We start from the raw sequence: 15733 nt of genomic DNA, 5'->3' as shown, positions 1-15733 counted from the left end.
AACCCTTTTACATTAAACCCCTTCATACTAAATAATACTATCTGATTAAGAGAGTCTGTTACCGTGATTACCGTAGAAGCGTTGCAAGCCGCCATTACCAAGCGTATCCAAACTTATCATGAGAATGATGTGCCTGCTGCCAATCGACAAACGCAGACGATGGCACTGTTGACCAGTCTAAATCATATTCTGGCGCAAGATGTGACATCGACCTTTGATGTACCGCGTCAAAGTATCTCTGCTATGGATGGGTATGCCATTGCCAAAGGCAGCGAGTTAAATGAAGGCACTAAAATTGACATCATCGGTGAATCACAAGCGGGCGCGGCTTTTAGTGGTGAGTTAGAAGCAGGGCAGGGCGTGCGTATCTTTACCGGTGCTGTGGTGCCGAGTGACTGCGATACGGTCGTTATGCAAGAAAACACCAACTTCTTGGAGATTAAAGACAGTGTTGATAAATCACAGCCGTATCATATTACGCTTACTAAGACAGCCGTAGTCGATAAGAATATTCGCAAGCAGGGCGAAGAGATTGAAACCGGTGAAGTGGTGTTACACGCAGGCAAGCGTCTAAACCCAGCGGATATCAGCTTATTGGCGAATCTTGGTATCAGTGAAGTGGTTGTTTGTAAACCCTTGGTTGTTGGTATTTTAGCAACGGGAGATGAACTCGTCACAGTCGGTGAGCCACTTGAGACGTTGGCGCAAATTTATAACTCAAATACCCCGACGTTGAAGAGTATGTTTGCAGATTTGCCAGTGGTGATTCATGATTACGGTATTATTCCTGATCATTTAGAGATGACTAAAAAAGCGGTGCTCAGTGTGATGCAAGAGTGTGATGTGCTGATATCAACGGCGGGCGTGTCTGTGGGTGATTACGACTTTTTGACCACAGTGATTGAAGAATTGGGTCAGATTAATCATTACAAAGTGGCCATGAAGCCAGGTAAACCATTTGTGTTCGGTGAACTGACTAAAGATTTACAGACGCCGGTGCTTTATTTTGGTCTACCCGGTAATCCATTGTCATCAGTAGTCGGGGCGCTACAGTTTATTATTCCGGCCTTATGGCGATTGTCTGGTGTCAATGAACAGGATTTACCGCTGTCATTAGAAGTGGAAGCGACGCTTGCGACCGACGTTAGAAAGTCACCAGGTCGTGCCGATTATCAACGTGGTATTTTAAGCCGTGATGACAACGGTGATTTGGTCGTTAGTCCTGCGGGTAAGCAAGATTCGCACCGTATCAAACAGTTAAGTCTGGCCAATTGCTTGATTGTACTACCAAAAGATTCAGGCAGCTTAAGTGCTGGCAAGGCTGTAACCGTACAACCTTTCCCTTGGTCTTAAATAATCTATTTATTGCCTAGTAGGGTTAATCATTCTAACTAGGCGCTGAGCAGCAAGTTAAGTACAAAATAATACTCTTGATATCCTATAAATGAACTACTACTAAAGTAGTATAAAGGGTGATGTCGCCCTTATCTTTAGGGTAAGTATTTAATCAGCATCAACCTGTTATAATAAGGCATACAAAATTTGCAGCATCAAACTGGGGTAATCAAGATAGATTATCCTTAGTTTATTTTTTTAATCTTTGCTTTTTCCATCCACAACCTGAGGCAACGCTTAGAGCACACTTTATTCAAATGATTACGGTACCTAATATGAACCATCTTAATGCCAACCTAGGGCAAGCTAGGCTGTACATACCTTCTTTAAAGTCAGCACTGTTTGATGGTCAGGACCACCCTTCATCTCTGTATTCAGATGGGCGGCATTCGCCTATCACTGCCTTCAAAAGTGGCTTAGACACGCCATCGCTTAACACCAAACATCATATTAGTAGCACTACGGCTCACAATAAAAAGCCAGACACTGTCGGCAATGACAGTAAAGGGCTATTAACCGATGGCTTTTCACGTCGTTTAACTTACTTGCGTCTGTCTATCACTGACTTTTGCAACTTTCGCTGTGACTATTGTCTGCCAGATGGCTATCAAGGTAAGCGACCTAAAAACGAGCTAAGCATCGACGAGATAAAGGTACTGGTGGAAGCCTTTGCCAATGTGGGCACAAAAAAGGTGCGTATCACAGGGGGTGAGCCCTCTATTCGTAAAGATGTGACCGACATCATTCGCTTAATTAAGCAAACCGATGGTATCGAAACCGTTGCCATGACCAGTAATGGCTATAAGCTTGGCAAACATTTGCAAGCTTGGAATGAGGCAGGGCTTGATCAGTTAAATATTAGTATCGATAGCTTTGACCCTAAAGTATTCCAGAAGATAACCGGATTTAATATGTTACCAACCCTGCTGGCAGACATAGATACCTTGCTTGAAACCACAGATATTAAGCTAAAACTCAACGGCGTGCTGATGGAAAGCACTGCTTATGAGACCTTATTGTCAGCACTGGATTTTGTCAAAACCAGACCAGTGACGTACCGTTTTATTGAGTTTATGCAGACCAGTGATAACAGCGATTTATTCTTTGCGCAGCATGCGCAGTCCGCATTAATAACAGAATATTTGCTTGAAAATGGATGGACACCTCAGCAAAGAGGTCAGACCGACGGACCGGCGATTGAGTATAGCCATCCTGATTATGTGGGTCGTATCGGTATGATTGCACCGTATGCGCCGCACTTTTGTGAGAGCTGTAACCGCCTGCGTGTCAGCAGCTTAGGTAAAGTGCATCTTTGCTTGTTTGACCAAGGTAATTACGACATTCGTGATTACTTACAAAACCAAGATGTGAATGGACTGATGGCCGTACTACACAGCTTCATGCCAATTAAGCCAGAGCATCATCATTTAGATGAGTCGAACAGCGGTATTATGAATAATTTATCTATGATTGGTGGCTAAAGCAATTATCTGCTGAGCACCGTTAACTTTCAGTATTTAGAGGACTTATTATGTCAAAACAAAAAGAATTTACGCCGTTAAAGGTTGCCGTTTTAACGGTATCTGATAGTCGCACCTTAGCAGAAGATACATCGGGTCAATATTTGGCCGATTCACTGCAAGAGGCCGGTCATCAATTAGCGGACCGTCAGTTAATTACCGATGATATTTACAAAATTCGTGCGGTGATTAGTGGCTGGATTGCAGACCCAGACGTGCATGCTGTGATTACGACCGGCGGTACCGGTTTTTATATCCGTGACAGTATGCCAGAGGCGGTGAGCGTTTTATTTGATAAGACCATTGATGGCTTTGGTGAAATGTTTCGCCTTATCTCAAAAGAAGAGATTGGCATGTCTACCGTACAATCCCGTGCTGTCGCTGGCATGGCCAATAACACAGTGATTTTCTGCTTACCGGGATCATCAGGTGCTTGTCGTACGGGCTGGACTAAAATCATTAAAGAGCAGCTAGACAGTCAAACCCGCCCATGTAACTTTGTGCCACATTTAATGCGTGTGAATCCAGGTCACGATTAATAGCGCATTTATTGGCTAATATATTGTTAGCGAAGACATAAAAGTGAAGACATCGGTGACATGACTAGCAAACAGGCAGCTACACTAGATAATCTAGCAGGGGTATTAATTTTGGCAGGCGGGCTATCCACACGGATGGGCTCGCCTAAAGCCCTATTAACGCTACCATCGGGCGAAACACTAATAGATTATCATGTACGACATGCCAGTCAGCTTGGCGTGCCAGTGGTGATTGCTGATAATGAGCAAGGTTTTCAGCCGGCTGTCAGTACGGGCAATGCCCAAGTAAGCTATGTGCAAGATTATCTACCGCAAAGTAGCAATAAAAAGGCTCAAGCTAAGCACTCAGCAGGACCACTTGGCGCCATAGTTTCAGGTTTACAGCATTTTATGGCGGACAGCTTTCACTCGCAAAGCAGTGAGAAAGCGCAGCGCTCAAAGTGGTTGATGGTTATCAGTTGTGATAGTTTGATTTCGGCAATCGATGTTTGGCACTGTATAACTGATCAGCGTGATATCACACAAGAAACGGCTGGAGTGAATCCCCCAAAGGTATACTGCTTGGCAGAAAATGCTTTGGGTGAAAAACAGCATTTATATCCTTTGTTGGCGCTGTATCAGTTGTCACTTACTGAGGTGTTAAAGTCCTATTTGGATGCAGGTGAGCGCCGAGTGATGAGCTTTATCAACCCTATTTGCCATACTATCGATATGCCAAAATCTTGGGATCGCTTATCCAATCTCAACACACCTGAGCAATTTGAACTCGCCTGCGAGACTATTTTGTTTCAATAAATGTTGTTTAAACGGCTTTAAGCGCAATCTGGTTTGTCACAACCGCCAAAAATTTACCTTTTATCAAACACGATTTGACCCTAAGTGTCGGAGCAAGCCCTATGTCAAACAAGCAAAACAACCAACACGCTTTAAGCGATAAACAGCTGTCGCATTTGGATGCCGATGGCGACATTCACATGGTTGATGTGGGGCATAAGACAGTGACGACGCGTGAGGCGGTAGCACAGGGTTATGTGATTTTTCCATCTGATATTTATCAACATATTAAGGATGCAGATGGGCAGACCAAAAAGGGCAGTATCACTCAGACCGCTCATATTGCAGGCATCATGGCAGGCAAGCGCACTCATGATTTGATTCCGTTATGTCACCCATTACCCCTTGATAAGATTGGCTTAAGCTTTGAGTATGATGATGACAAAAGCGCCATCAAAGTACAAGGTACGGTCAGGGTAACGCACAAGACAGGCGTTGAAATGGAAGCATTGACTGCCGTGAGCGTGGCCTGTTTGACTATTTACGACATGACCAAAGCCTTATCACACGACATCATTATTAATGATGTTCGTTTGGTGACCAAGACAGGTGGTAAGTCAGATTATCAAGCGTAATGGTTTTTTTATAGCCAGTTTAAAAGCGTGTACTACTTAATACAGATAAGATGAAAGAGAGCATTATGAATATTACCGTATTATATTTTGCCAGTTTGGCGGACAAAGCTAAGAAGGGACAAGAAGTACTTACTTTAGACAGTCAAATCAGCTTGCCTAACCTCTACACCAAGCTTCAATCAGAGCATGGGTTTGAGCTAGACAGCTCACAAGTTCGAGTCGCGATTAATGATGAATTTGCGGACTGGAATGATACGATTAACGAAGGTGATATAGTTGCCTTTATTCCGCCGGTCGCTGGTGGTTAATCTTCCAATAACTGACGATTAATACAAATAAGCGGTTAATCAAATAAAAGCATTTGAGAACCACAAGGTAAACAAAAAGCCATGTCTAATTTAGAGTCAAATAAAGCTGAAACACCTGTATCTACTAAGGATGCACATCAACAGTCTAGCCAAATTAGCTTAAGCGTGGATGAGGTTTATGCGATTGCTGAAAAGCAAGGGTTTGCTCTACTTGATACGGCGATTGATGGTCAGCGTCTCAAAGACTGTTTGGAAGATGAAGAATGTGGTGCGTTAGCAACCTTTGAGGGCTGGGTGCGCAATCATAATAATGGCAGTGAGGTGACAAGTCTGACCTATTATGGCTATGAGCAACTCGCCATTAACCAAGGTAAATTGATTATCGAAGAGGCCAAGCGCCGTTTTGATATCGAAAACGCAGTCGCCATTCATCGTATTGGCGCATTAGAGATTGGCGATATGGCGGTATGGGTCGGTGTCTCATCTAAGCATCGCTATCCTGCTTTTGATGCTTGCAGGTGGATTTTGGATACGATTAAAGCAGATATTCCTGTCTGGAAACAAGAGTTTTATCAAGATGAGTCGTCAAAATGGCTCAGTAATAATGGCTAAAGAGTGCCAGCTAGATAGCAAGCTCTCAAAGTAAGCTCTCAAAGTATTTTTAAAGCCCAGTTTAGAGCCTAGCTGGGCTTTTTTAGAGCTGAGCTTTTTTGTTAATACTGGCAATCAAGGCAACCAAAACAACCCCAAGCACAATCAATAATAACGACATAGTATGTGCCATGCCATAGTTTAACGCTTCGACTTGCTCGTAAATGGCAATAGAGATGACTTTGGTTTCCCCCGCAATACTGCCACCAATCATTAGCACCACACCAAACTCACCAATCGTATGCGCAAAGCTAATCAAGCTACCCAGAATAATACCTGACTTAGCTTGGGGTAGAGCCACACGCCAGAATCTTCGTAACCTATTGGCTTCCATCAATCGAGCCATGTCATTGACGCTTTTAGGAATGCGTAAAAATTGCGCGTAGACCGGCTGCATATAGAAGGGAAGGGAGTAGATAATAGAACCAATAACCAAGCCTTCAAAAGTAAATGCCAGTGCGCCAATATCATGCGCAATGAGCCATTGACCCAGTGCAGATTTTGGACTTAACAGGAGCAGTAAATAAAACCCTAATACTGTGGGTGGTAATACCAGTGGCATGGCAATGATGCCCATTAACATGATTTTTAGTCGAGCGATTATGCCATTTGATGACGGTTTAGCTAGCCAATAAGCCAGTGGCGTCGCAAATATCAGTAGGCAAAAAGTGGTGACGCTCGCAAGCTTGATGCTGAGCCATAACGGAAGCAACATATCAGCAAGCGTGGGCGAGAGTAATGACATAGCGTCAACCGACTATCAATGGGTCAGAGTTCTACAAAAGTGTGCGCAGAAATCCTATTATAACGGTTTACGCCGTATTAAGTAGACCATTAGATGAAAGTCTAAAGATGAGAAAGTTTGTTTATCATTCAATCATATATTTACTCAATGGCACCTTTGTCGATAGGCAGATATCCGGCTTTAGAAAACACCTGCTGAGCAGGTTTAGACTGTAAGTACTGGCTAAACTCAACCGCCTTTGGGTGCTGACTGATAACAATACCATCTTGTAGGATGGCAGGGTAACTGTCCGGTGCCAAAGGGATATATTGGCTGGAATTAATATCGGCACTGACTAATTGTGATAGCGCAACAAAGCCATAATCGGTACTGGCGGTATGCGTATATTGAAAGGCTTGGCTGATATTTTCTGCTTGAATGATATTTTTGTTAGCGCTTAAGGTTTGATAGAGTCTTTGCTGTTCCAAAAATGCTTTGGCTGATGCGCCGTAAGGGGCGAGTTCTGGATTGGCAATCGCAATTTTCAATGTCGGCTGAGTTGCCATATCGTTCGAAAGCAGCTGATTCACTTGCGTACTACTTAGTTTAGACTTATCTGCCTCTTGCTTATTATTTAACGGATGCTTGCTACTGTATAACGCCAATTGACCCCGCGCATAAGTAAAGGGCTGATAAGACTGCGCTAACGAGCCTTGCTCTGATTGTTTCTGGTGCTGCTGAGCGTATTTTTTCGGATAACTTTGATCCGCTGATAAAAAAATATCATAAGGTGCGCCAGAGTTAATCTGAGCGTACAACTTACCAGAGGACGCATAGGTAACCTCTATATGGGTATTATCATTTGCCTTTACTGAGTCTTGAGCTGAATGGTTTTCATTATACTCATCAATTATAGATGGTAATACACCTGCTAAGTTTGCCGCTGCTGCGATACGCAAAACCTCAGTGTCTTCGCTGGTGTTATGCTCAACTGTTTTTGGCTTTGTTTGAGATTGCGTGGCAGTGTTGTTGTCGCTGTTGTTATGAATGCTAGATTGATTGCTGTTCTGATTGCTTGCTTGATCATTTGAGCAGCTAGCAATCAGGACAGCCAGTGGCAATAATACCAGTTGTTTTAGACGCAACGTCAGGGTTATGGTTGGCTTAGAGGTTAGCGCTGGTTTATGAGTCAATAGGGCGAACATGGGTCACCTAGATAATATTGGGATTAAAACTGACGCAAACAAGAATAGTCATAGTCAGCGAACTACTAACATATTTAGCGTGTGGTGTAGCGCAGCGAAACCCATGTTGACGTCTTTAATCGAATGAAAGTTAAGTGCCTAATTTAGTATCGCGACATCACTGTTGCAGCACTTCTGCGATCGCATTAGCGACATAATCGACATTATGAGTATTTAAGCCGGCGACACACATTCGAGAAGTGGCCAATAGATAGATGGCATAGTCTTCTCGTAGGCGATCGACCTGTTCAGGGGTCAAGCCGGTGAAGCTAAACATCCCCTTTTGAGACGTCAGATAATCAAAGTTATGAGCAGGTAGTTTAGCTTCTAATACCGACTTGAGCTTATAGCGCATAGCTTTGATACGATCTCGCATAGCATATAATTCACCTACCCATTGCTCGTACAACGCATCGTCACCCATGACGATATTGACCACATGTTCTCCGTGGAATGGTGGGGTAGAGTACAGACGGCGTACGATAAGCTTCAGTTGCCCAAATACCCGCGTTGCCTCATCCTCTGACGGGCAGACGATAGACAGGCCACCGACACGCTCCCCATACAAAGACAGATTTTTCGAATATGAGTTACTGACAAACACTGGCAAGCCCAATTCTACCGCTTTGCGAATCGCATAAGCATCGCTGTCTAAGTCCTCACCAAAGCCTTGATAGGCAATGTCCATAAACGGGATAAGCTCACGCTCTTTCACCACTTCCAGTACGGTGTCCCATTGCTCATGCGTCAAGTCAACGCCAGTGGGGTTGTGACAACAAGGATGCATCAGCACCACATCGTGTTTATTCAGGCTCTTAAAGAAGGCGATCAGCGCCTCAAATTTAAGTCCGCCCGTCTCTGTGTCATAGTAAGGATAGCTACCCACTTCAACACCGCTACCTTCAAAAATAGCAACATGATTGACCCAAGTTGGGTCGCTCACGTAGCATTTTGATTTTGGGAACCAAGCATCGATAAATTCCGCACCGACTTTCAAAGCGCCAGAGGCTCCGACTGTGCCAATGGTCGCGACACGATTTTGTTGTAATACTTCCGCATCTTTACCAAACACTAAGTTTTGACAGGCTTTTTGAAAGCCGACCAGTCCCTCCATCGGCAGATAAGGACGCGGAACAATAGGATCGGACAGACGTGCTTCTGCTGTCTTCACGCACTCTAGTACCGGTAGCTGACCGTGCTCATCCAAGTATATACCAACCCCCAAGTTTACTTTATTAGGATTGATGTCCGCCAAATATTGACCCACCAATTCTAAGATGGGATCACCTGCATAAAACTCGACATGTTTAAACATTTTAGAACCTTACGTTTTACGTTGCCCTTTATTGACCTTCATAACGTTCATGAGCCGCATTGAGCAACAATAAGCCACTTTATTGTTATTAATATAACTATTGGGATTATGATTTGGGTTTATGATTAAAGTATAGGTAAAATTAGTGATAATTGCTATGATGCGTCCGTAACATAGTGTCCAAACCTATCGGTCGCAATAACAGTACCAATATAGGTAGCAATATAGGTAGATAGATAGCTCGACAGCATAGCTCAAAAACATAGCTCGAAAAATAGAACACTAAAACTGACACAACCCAAAACAGCCAAAGCAAAACAGCCGTTACAAAACAGCAAATCTATCAATAAATCCCGGAGCAAAAATACCCGCTATTTCATTATTGGGTCAACAGGAGGAAGCGTGTATGACGACAGCGCAGACAGACACCGCACAACAACCGTCCCCAGATCTAAACCAGTCCACTCAACCGCAAAGTGCGCCACACAGCCCACCACACAGCCGCCCGCCCAGTCCACCGCAAAGTCCACTGCCCACGCCACTATGGGCGCTTATCATTGCTGGCCTAGTGATATTGGTTATGGGTATCACCATGATAGGCTTTGGCTGGGTGCCTCACTTGTCGTTGCTATTGGCGATTTGCTTTTTATTCTTTATTGGTAAGACTCGAGGTCTAAGCTTTCAGCAGATGCAAGCCCACATGGCAGAAGGGGTGATGAGTGGTATTGGCGCCATCTATTTGTTTTTCTTTATCGGACTGATGGTCGCCGCTTTGATGATGTCTGGCGCCATTCCGACCCTCATGTATTATGGCTTTGAGCTGATCTCACCTGATTTTTATTATATCTCAGCGTTTGTATTGACCTCGATTATCGGTATTGCCTTGGGCAGTAGTCTCACCACCGTTGCTACCTTAGGCGTTGCGTTTATTGGCATGAGCCATGCCTTCGATGCCAATGTGGCGATAGCGGCGGGTGCGGTGGTCTCTGGCGCATTCTTTGGTGATAAGATGTCGCCGCTATCAGATACGGGCACTATCGCCTCGTCTGTGGTCGGTATTGATTTATTCGAGCACCTTCGCAATATGGTATATACCACCGTACCGGCATGGCTAATCAGTGTCGCATTATTTTGGCTATTCTCAGGGCAGACTCACAGTCCAGAATTGGCTCAAGTCACGGCATTGGCGCAAGGCGAGGTTCTTAGTCAAGCAAGCGAACTGAGCCAAAGCGGCGGTCTTAGTAAAGTCACCGTCCTGCAAGCACAATTGATCGACAGCGGCTTAGTACACCCCTATGCGGTATTGCCGTTTGTGGTATTGATCGTATTGGCCCTACTGCGCGTCAACGCCATTTACACAATTATCGCCACTATCCTCACCGCGTTAGTCATTACATTTAGCCACAGCACGCTCAGCATCGAGCAATTGGGTGGTTACTTCTTTGCAGGCTATACGCCAACTGGCCCCTCTGGGCAGTCGTTAGAATTGGGTGACGTCGGCGATATGTTGTCACGGGGCGGGGTGCAAAGTATGTTCTTTACCCAGACCATTGTGATATTGGCGTTAAGCTTAGGCGGACTGCTAAAAGCCTTGGGTATCTTACCTGCTTTGTTATCAGGGCTACGCGATACCTTAACCAATGCCGGACAAGCCATATTTGCCGCTGCCATGACCGCACTGAGTGTCAACGTATTGATTGGCGAGCAGTATTTAAGTCTATTGCTGGCGGGCACCGCGTTTAGACCGACCTTTGAGCGTCTCAACCTCCATCCGAAGAATTTATCGCGCACCCTCGAAGATGCGGGCACGGTGATTAACCCGTTAGTGCCGTGGAGTGTCTGCGGGGTCTTTATTAGCCAAGCGTTAGACGTTCCGGTATTGGATTATCTGCCTTACGCGTTCTTTTGTTACTTGTCGTTGTTATTGACCCTGATATTTGGCTTTACCGGCTTTACCATTAGTCAAAAACAACCCAAAACCCTAGCCAATCCTCATAACGATCAATGACAATAACACCCAACAATAACCATCAACCTGCCACACTAAACGGGTGCAATGCATCGTATTAACAGTATGAAGGCGATAATACAACAGGAGCTGATCCAGCTTTGTGCTACTATCTGCCCGTCTGTGCAAAGCGTTGGCAAGTGGGCGTTGACTGTCACCTGCTTCGCGTGCCAGCCAACCCCCAGCCATCGCAATTTGCACCGTCAGGCAGTATATCCACTGCAATCTGGGCTAGCGGTCACATCCTGTCGTTTACCACTATCTATCGTAATCTGAATTAATGTCTTCTTTTCTCAAAAGCAAGGCTGGGATGGATTTAACCCCCTTCCTTTCTCAAAGGAAGGTTGGGATGGATTTTTTAACTCCTTCCTTTCTCAAAGGAGGGCTGGGGAGGATTACTTAAAGGAGGGCTGGGGGGATTTTCGGTTGGGATTTCATAAAAAAAAGCTGAACAATTAAATTGTTCAGCCCAGATATTAAAAAATTAGAAATACCAAAAGTATTAAGCTTTAATTAGCATCGTCCTTTAACACTTCCGCCATCGCATTCGCCACATAATCGATGTTGCTGGTATTGAGTCCCGCCACACACATACGTGAGTTGGACACCATATATACCCCAAACTCCGCTCTTAAGCGTTCGACTTGCTCAGGCGTGAGACCAGTGAAGCTAAACATACCATTTTGGGTAGTCAGATAGTCAAAGTTACGACCGGGTACTTTCGCTTCAAGCACTGATTTAAGCTTTAAGCGCATGGCTTTGATACGGTCACGCATACCATACACTTCGCTGACCCATTGCTCATATAGCGCGTCATCATTCATGACGATATCGACGATATGACCGCCATGTGACGGTGGGTTTGAGTATGTACGGCGCACCGTAAATTGCAATTGACCAAATACTCTATCGGCAAGCTCAGCGGTCGGGCAGACCACCGATAGACCGCCGACACGCTCACCATATAATGATAAGTTTTTAGAGAATGAGTTACTGACAAACAGTGGCAAGCCCATATCGACCGCTTTGCGAATCGCATACACGTCGCTGTCCATGTCTTCGCCAAAGCCTTGATAGGCGATATCCATAAACGGGATTAACTCACGGGTTTGGATGACCTCGAGTACTTTGTCCCATTGCGCAGGTGTCAAGTCCATACCGGTAGGGTTATGACAGCAAGGATGCAGGATGACGACGTCGTTTTTATTCAAGGCTTCAAAGAAGGCCACCATCTCATCAAATTTGACGCTGTTGCTGGCTTTGTCATAGTACGGATACTTCGCCACAGGCACATTGCTGTACTCAAAGATAGAGATGTGGTTGCCCCAGGTTGGGTCACTGACATAGGCTTTGGCATCAGGGAACCATTCATTGATAAATTCCGCGCCGATTTTAAGCGCCCCAGAGCCGCCCACTGTGGCAATGGTTGCCACACGTTTGTCTTCTAGTACTTGAGCACCTTTACCAAATAATAGCTCTTGGCACGCTTTACGGTGTCCAGGTAGGCCTTCCATCGGTAGGTAGGGACGCGGAGTGATAGGGTCTGCAATACGCTGTTCTGCTGTCTTCACACAGTCCAGTACCGGCAATTTACCGTCTTCATCATAATACACGCCCACACCAAGATTGACTTTATTAGGGTTTGGGTCAGTGGCAAATTTCTTATTAAGACCTAAAATGGGGTCACCAGGGTAATAATCGACACGATCAAACATATTTTATCCTTTACAGGTTGGTGAGTCATAGCATACAAAGGATAAACCAGAATGAGGGTTAACTCAATCTAAGATTGTTTAGTTTCCTTACTTATCAACTAATAACTTGTATAATGTAAGACGTAATGAACCAATACATACTGAATCAATCAATGAGACCACTTTATGATCTTAACCAATACTGAAAATGCAACGACTGATAAAAGTCAAACTAATAAGATATTAGTTACTGGTGGCGTTGGCTATATCGGCTCACATACTTGTATCGAGCTGATTGAAGCAGGCTATGATGTGGTGGTCTATGACAATTTATCAAACAGTCATCTTGAGGCATTAAAACGTACTGAGCAAATCGCGGGTAAGGAGATACCTTTTATAAAAGGGGATGTGCTTGATGGTGAGCTGTTAAATCAAGTGTTTTCAGAGCATGACTTTTTCGGTGTTATTCACTTTGCAGGATTAAAGGCGGTTGGTGAGTCAGTAGCACAGCCACTTAAATACTACAAAAATAATGTCACCGGTACATTGGTCTTATTAGAGGCAATGCAAGCGCATAATGTGAGAAACTTTGTTTTCTCATCCTCAGCCACGGTGTATGGCGATCCTGAAATCTTACCAATTCCTGAAACAGCACCCAGATCTTGCACCAATCCTTATGGTCAATCCAAGCTAACAGTTGAATATATTTTACAAGACTTAGCTAAAGCAGAACCTAGTTGGAATATTGCGTGTCTACGTTACTTTAATCCGGTAGGGGCACATAGCTCAGGGTTAATCGGGGAAGACCCTAATGGTATCCCCAATAATTTAATGCCTTATATTAGCCAAGTCGCCGTCGGTAAGCTTAAGCAGTTAAGTGTCTTTGGTGGGGACTATGATACGGTTGATGGTACAGGCGTACGCGACTTTATTCATGTAGTCGACTTAGCTAAAGGTCACGTGGCTGCTTTAGACTATCTAGAGCAGAGTCATCAAGCGTCTAAAACAGGTTTGGGTTTTGAGGCGATTAATTTAGGGACTGGTAATGGAAGCTCGGTTCTACAATTAGTAGACGCTTTCGAAACGGCAACAGGTCAAAAGGTACCTTATCAGATAAGTGCTAGACGCCCAGGTGATATAGCTGCTTGTTATGCAGGGGCTGATAAGGCAAAAGCTTTATTGGGTTGGGAGGCTGAACTAACGATTGAGAATATGTGTAAAGACAGTTGGCACTGGCAAAGTCAGAATCCTGACGGCTATAAGTAAAAATCCTGATAGTAGGCAATAAAAAGCAGCCGCTAAATTTTAATTAAGCGACTGCTTTTTATTTTATAATCTAGGCTTAACGTTTAAAAGTTATTAAACTCAATACCAATACCACCACCGATATCTGTTGAGTGAATATCAGAATCAGATACCCAAGCACGGCTCGAAATCAAGGTTTTTGGATTTAGTTGATGCTCCCATGCAACATCCAATACTTTTAACTTGTCTGATTCAGGGAAAGCATGGTTATTATTATATGAGCGGCTACCAACTTTGCCAGATTGATTTACTTTGGCATACTGCATTTTGGCATTAATAAAGTTTTGATTATCTAACCAAAGCTTGCCACCAATAGCGATACTCTCTGTGTCTCCACCTAAAGCATAACCCAATGGATAGCCTTGTTGATAATAACCATCGGTATAATTACTATGATTATAAGAGATACCCCTCACATCACCGCTAGTAAGGGTATCTGTCCACTCCGTATATAGTTGGTAAGGCACCGCACCAAATTGTTCGGTATTAAAGCTTGATGCATAATCAGCGCCAGCAAGGTACATGTTTTTAGCGGGTAGGCCACCAGCTTCATCTTCACCAATGTACTGACCATATACACCGACAGGTGCGTTAATCAAAGATGCTAAATTTACACGAGCATCAAAACCCCCTAATTGGTTTGCAGGGTCAGGATCGCCTGTACCACCATTATCCTTAGTACCTTTTAAAGCATCCCAAAACGAATCCCAATTTTCAGGACGTCCATCACCGCCCCACATAAAGCTACGAGATGCACCAAGCTCTAACCAGTCAGTAGGGTTCGCTGTCAAACGCATACCAATTAGCTTTGCATCATCAGCCGCTTTATAATCCTCTAACTGACCCGCAAATAACTGATACTGCCATGGGCCAATCCAGTTTAGATAGCGATTACTTGGTGCCGCTTGCGTATCACGCTGCATAGTAACCCCCATGACAGGGCGAGACGCATCACCGCGAATTAAGCTACCATCATTACCAGGGCCCCACCATGTGGGTATTTGACCAGCTATCAGCCATTGATTAGCATATTTACCGGCAATGTACGACCCTTCAAAGCTGACATCATCGTCATCAATTAAATCGTCATCTTTTAGATTAACCTGTACATTAAACTCCCAATCATCTTCACTCATTCCTGCTTGAGCGCTGGCTCCGAAGTCTGCCATCTTATCATCAGCAAAGCTTTGAGGTAGTTGCTCTCTGCTGGTTTGTCCATAGGCAGATACTTTAGTATTCACTAATGACTTAGGCTGCTTACTCAGTGTATAACGTACAGATTGAATAATTTGTTGCTGTTCAGTGGTCTGAATTTTTGCATTCGACAACGCTCGATTAATCTCATTAGCAGTCAGAGGCCATGTGCTCGTGCTAATCTGGATCACGCCTTGCGCTTGTAACCAATCAAGCTCAGACTTTAGGCTCATGTCGTTCATGTGTAAGTTTTGAGCGAAGACAGTACTACTGGCTAGCGTAATACCTAATAATAGGCTTAATTTGATAGGGTTTGATAATGCTTTCATAGCAAAGGGCCTTAAAAATTGTCAGAGTAATGTTCTATGTTGATTATCATAGAAAAATAATATTAATTGTGCTTTTTTATAGCTCATAAATAAAGACC

14 protein-coding genes are annotated in these 15733 nt (G+C 44.1%); 9 read left to right on the top strand and 5 right to left on the bottom strand.

Annotated features, from left to right (window positions below):
* Nucleotides 1-63 precede the first annotated feature (63 nt).
* The 7 genes from AC2SLO_RS00165 (at nt 64) to AC2SLO_RS00135 (ending at nt 5783) form a co-directional block, all read left to right on the top strand.
* Nucleotides 64-1353, top strand: a complete 1290-nt coding sequence (locus AC2SLO_RS00165; protein ID WP_486541442.1) for a molybdopterin molybdotransferase MoeA — start codon at nt 64-66, stop codon at nt 1351-1353.
* 317 nt (nt 1354-1670) lie between these two features.
* A complete protein-coding gene (gene moaA, locus AC2SLO_RS00160) occupies nt 1671-2876 on the top strand; it encodes a GTP 3',8-cyclase MoaA (protein ID WP_486541444.1) in 1206 nt (401 codons plus the stop codon).
* Nucleotides 2877-2926: 50 nt separating this feature from the next.
* On the top strand, nt 2927-3454 hold the full coding sequence (moaB, locus tag AC2SLO_RS00155) for a molybdenum cofactor biosynthesis protein B (RefSeq protein WP_486541446.1): 528 nt from the start codon (nt 2927-2929) through the stop codon (nt 3452-3454).
* Nucleotides 3455-3514: 60 nt separating this feature from the next.
* Nucleotides 3515-4249, top strand: coding sequence for a molybdenum cofactor guanylyltransferase (gene mobA / locus AC2SLO_RS00150; protein WP_486541448.1), 735 nt, complete (start codon nt 3515-3517; stop codon nt 4247-4249).
* Nucleotides 4250-4350: 101 nt separating this feature from the next.
* The gene (moaC, locus tag AC2SLO_RS00145) at nt 4351-4863 is read left to right on the top strand and encodes a cyclic pyranopterin monophosphate synthase MoaC (protein WP_486541450.1); all 513 of its coding nucleotides are present in this window, start codon (nt 4351-4353) and stop codon (nt 4861-4863) included.
* 65 nt (nt 4864-4928) lie between these two features.
* Nucleotides 4929-5171, top strand: coding sequence for a molybdopterin converting factor subunit 1 (gene moaD, locus AC2SLO_RS00140; RefSeq protein ID WP_486541452.1), 243 nt, complete (start codon nt 4929-4931; stop codon nt 5169-5171).
* Nucleotides 5172-5252: 81 nt separating this feature from the next.
* Nucleotides 5253-5783 carry a molybdenum cofactor biosynthesis protein MoaE gene (locus AC2SLO_RS00135; RefSeq protein ID WP_486541454.1) on the top strand — a complete coding sequence of 177 codons (531 nt, stop codon included), beginning with the start codon at nt 5253-5255 and terminating at the stop codon, nt 5781-5783.
* An 82-nt stretch (nt 5784-5865) separates the two neighbouring features.
* Here AC2SLO_RS00135 and modB read toward each other — a convergent pair whose 3' ends face one another.
* The 3 genes from modB to AC2SLO_RS00120 form a co-directional block, all read right to left on the bottom strand.
* On the bottom strand, nt 5866-6567 hold the full coding sequence (modB, locus tag AC2SLO_RS00130) for a molybdate ABC transporter permease subunit (protein ID WP_486541456.1): 702 nt from the start codon (nt 6565-6567) through the stop codon (nt 5866-5868).
* A gap of 140 nt (nt 6568-6707) precedes the next feature.
* Nucleotides 6708-7751 (bottom strand): molybdate ABC transporter substrate-binding protein, encoded by a 1044-nt coding sequence (modA, locus tag AC2SLO_RS00125; protein ID WP_486541458.1) that lies wholly within the window; start codon nt 7749-7751, stop codon nt 6708-6710.
* 157 nt (nt 7752-7908) lie between these two features.
* On the bottom strand, nt 7909-9105 hold the full coding sequence (locus tag AC2SLO_RS00120) for an amino acid aminotransferase (RefSeq protein WP_486541460.1): 1197 nt from the start codon (nt 9103-9105) through the stop codon (nt 7909-7911).
* Nucleotides 9106-9511: 406 nt separating this feature from the next.
* Here AC2SLO_RS00120 and AC2SLO_RS00115 point away from each other — a divergent pair, with 406 nt between their 5' ends.
* Nucleotides 9512-11113, top strand: coding sequence for a Na+/H+ antiporter NhaC family protein (locus AC2SLO_RS00115; protein ID WP_486541462.1), 1602 nt, complete (start codon nt 9512-9514; stop codon nt 11111-11113).
* A gap of 509 nt (nt 11114-11622) precedes the next feature.
* Here the strand turns inward: AC2SLO_RS00115 and AC2SLO_RS00110 are convergent.
* The gene (locus AC2SLO_RS00110; RefSeq protein ID WP_486541464.1) at nt 11623-12828 is read right to left on the bottom strand and encodes an amino acid aminotransferase; all 1206 of its coding nucleotides are present in this window, start codon (nt 12826-12828) and stop codon (nt 11623-11625) included.
* 165 nt (nt 12829-12993) lie between these two features.
* On the opposite strand from AC2SLO_RS00110, the gene galE reads away from it, so the two are divergent.
* Complete coding sequence (gene galE / locus AC2SLO_RS00105; protein WP_486541466.1) at nt 12994-14073, top strand: UDP-glucose 4-epimerase GalE; 1080 nt, start codon at nt 12994-12996, stop codon at nt 14071-14073.
* A gap of 83 nt (nt 14074-14156) precedes the next feature.
* Here galE and AC2SLO_RS00100 read toward each other — a convergent pair whose 3' ends face one another.
* On the bottom strand, nt 14157-15635 hold the full coding sequence (locus AC2SLO_RS00100; RefSeq protein ID WP_486541468.1) for a capsule assembly Wzi family protein: 1479 nt from the start codon (nt 15633-15635) through the stop codon (nt 14157-14159).
* Nucleotides 15636-15733: the final 98 nt, after the last annotated feature.

The sequence above is a fragment of the Psychrobacter sp. CX14 genome (assembly GCF_057396205.2).
The sequence above is the reverse complement of the archived record's forward strand: the minus strand, read 5'-3'. Positions and strand labels throughout refer to the sequence as shown.

Excerpts from the sequence above, each read along its gene's own strand:
- moaA (WP_486541444.1), top strand. The coding sequence starts at position 1,671 with ATGAACCATCTTAATGCCAACCTAGGGCAAGCTAGGCTGTACATACCT.
- moaB (WP_486541446.1), top strand. The coding sequence starts at position 2,927 with ATGTCAAAACAAAAAGAATTTACGCCGTTAAAGGTTGCCGTTTTAACG.
- mobA (WP_486541448.1), top strand. The coding sequence starts at position 3,515 with ATGACTAGCAAACAGGCAGCTACACTAGATAATCTAGCAGGGGTATTA.
- moaC (WP_486541450.1), top strand. The coding sequence starts at position 4,351 with ATGTCAAACAAGCAAAACAACCAACACGCTTTAAGCGATAAACAGCTG.
- moaD (WP_486541452.1), top strand. The coding sequence starts at position 4,929 with ATGAATATTACCGTATTATATTTTGCCAGTTTGGCGGACAAAGCTAAG.
- AC2SLO_RS00135 (WP_486541454.1), top strand. The coding sequence starts at position 5,253 with ATGTCTAATTTAGAGTCAAATAAAGCTGAAACACCTGTATCTACTAAG.
- modB (WP_486541456.1), bottom strand. The coding sequence starts at position 6,567 with ATGTCATTACTCTCGCCCACGCTTGCTGATATGTTGCTTCCGTTATGG.
- modA (WP_486541458.1), bottom strand. The coding sequence starts at position 7,751 with ATGTTCGCCCTATTGACTCATAAACCAGCGCTAACCTCTAAGCCAACC.
- AC2SLO_RS00120 (WP_486541460.1), bottom strand. The coding sequence starts at position 9,105 with ATGTTTAAACATGTCGAGTTTTATGCAGGTGATCCCATCTTAGAATTG.
- AC2SLO_RS00115 (WP_486541462.1), top strand. The coding sequence starts at position 9,512 with ATGACGACAGCGCAGACAGACACCGCACAACAACCGTCCCCAGATCTA.
- AC2SLO_RS00110 (WP_486541464.1), bottom strand. The coding sequence starts at position 12,828 with ATGTTTGATCGTGTCGATTATTACCCTGGTGACCCCATTTTAGGTCTT.
- galE (WP_486541466.1), top strand. The coding sequence starts at position 12,994 with ATGATCTTAACCAATACTGAAAATGCAACGACTGATAAAAGTCAAACT.
- AC2SLO_RS00100 (WP_486541468.1), bottom strand. The coding sequence starts at position 15,635 with ATGAAAGCATTATCAAACCCTATCAAATTAAGCCTATTATTAGGTATT.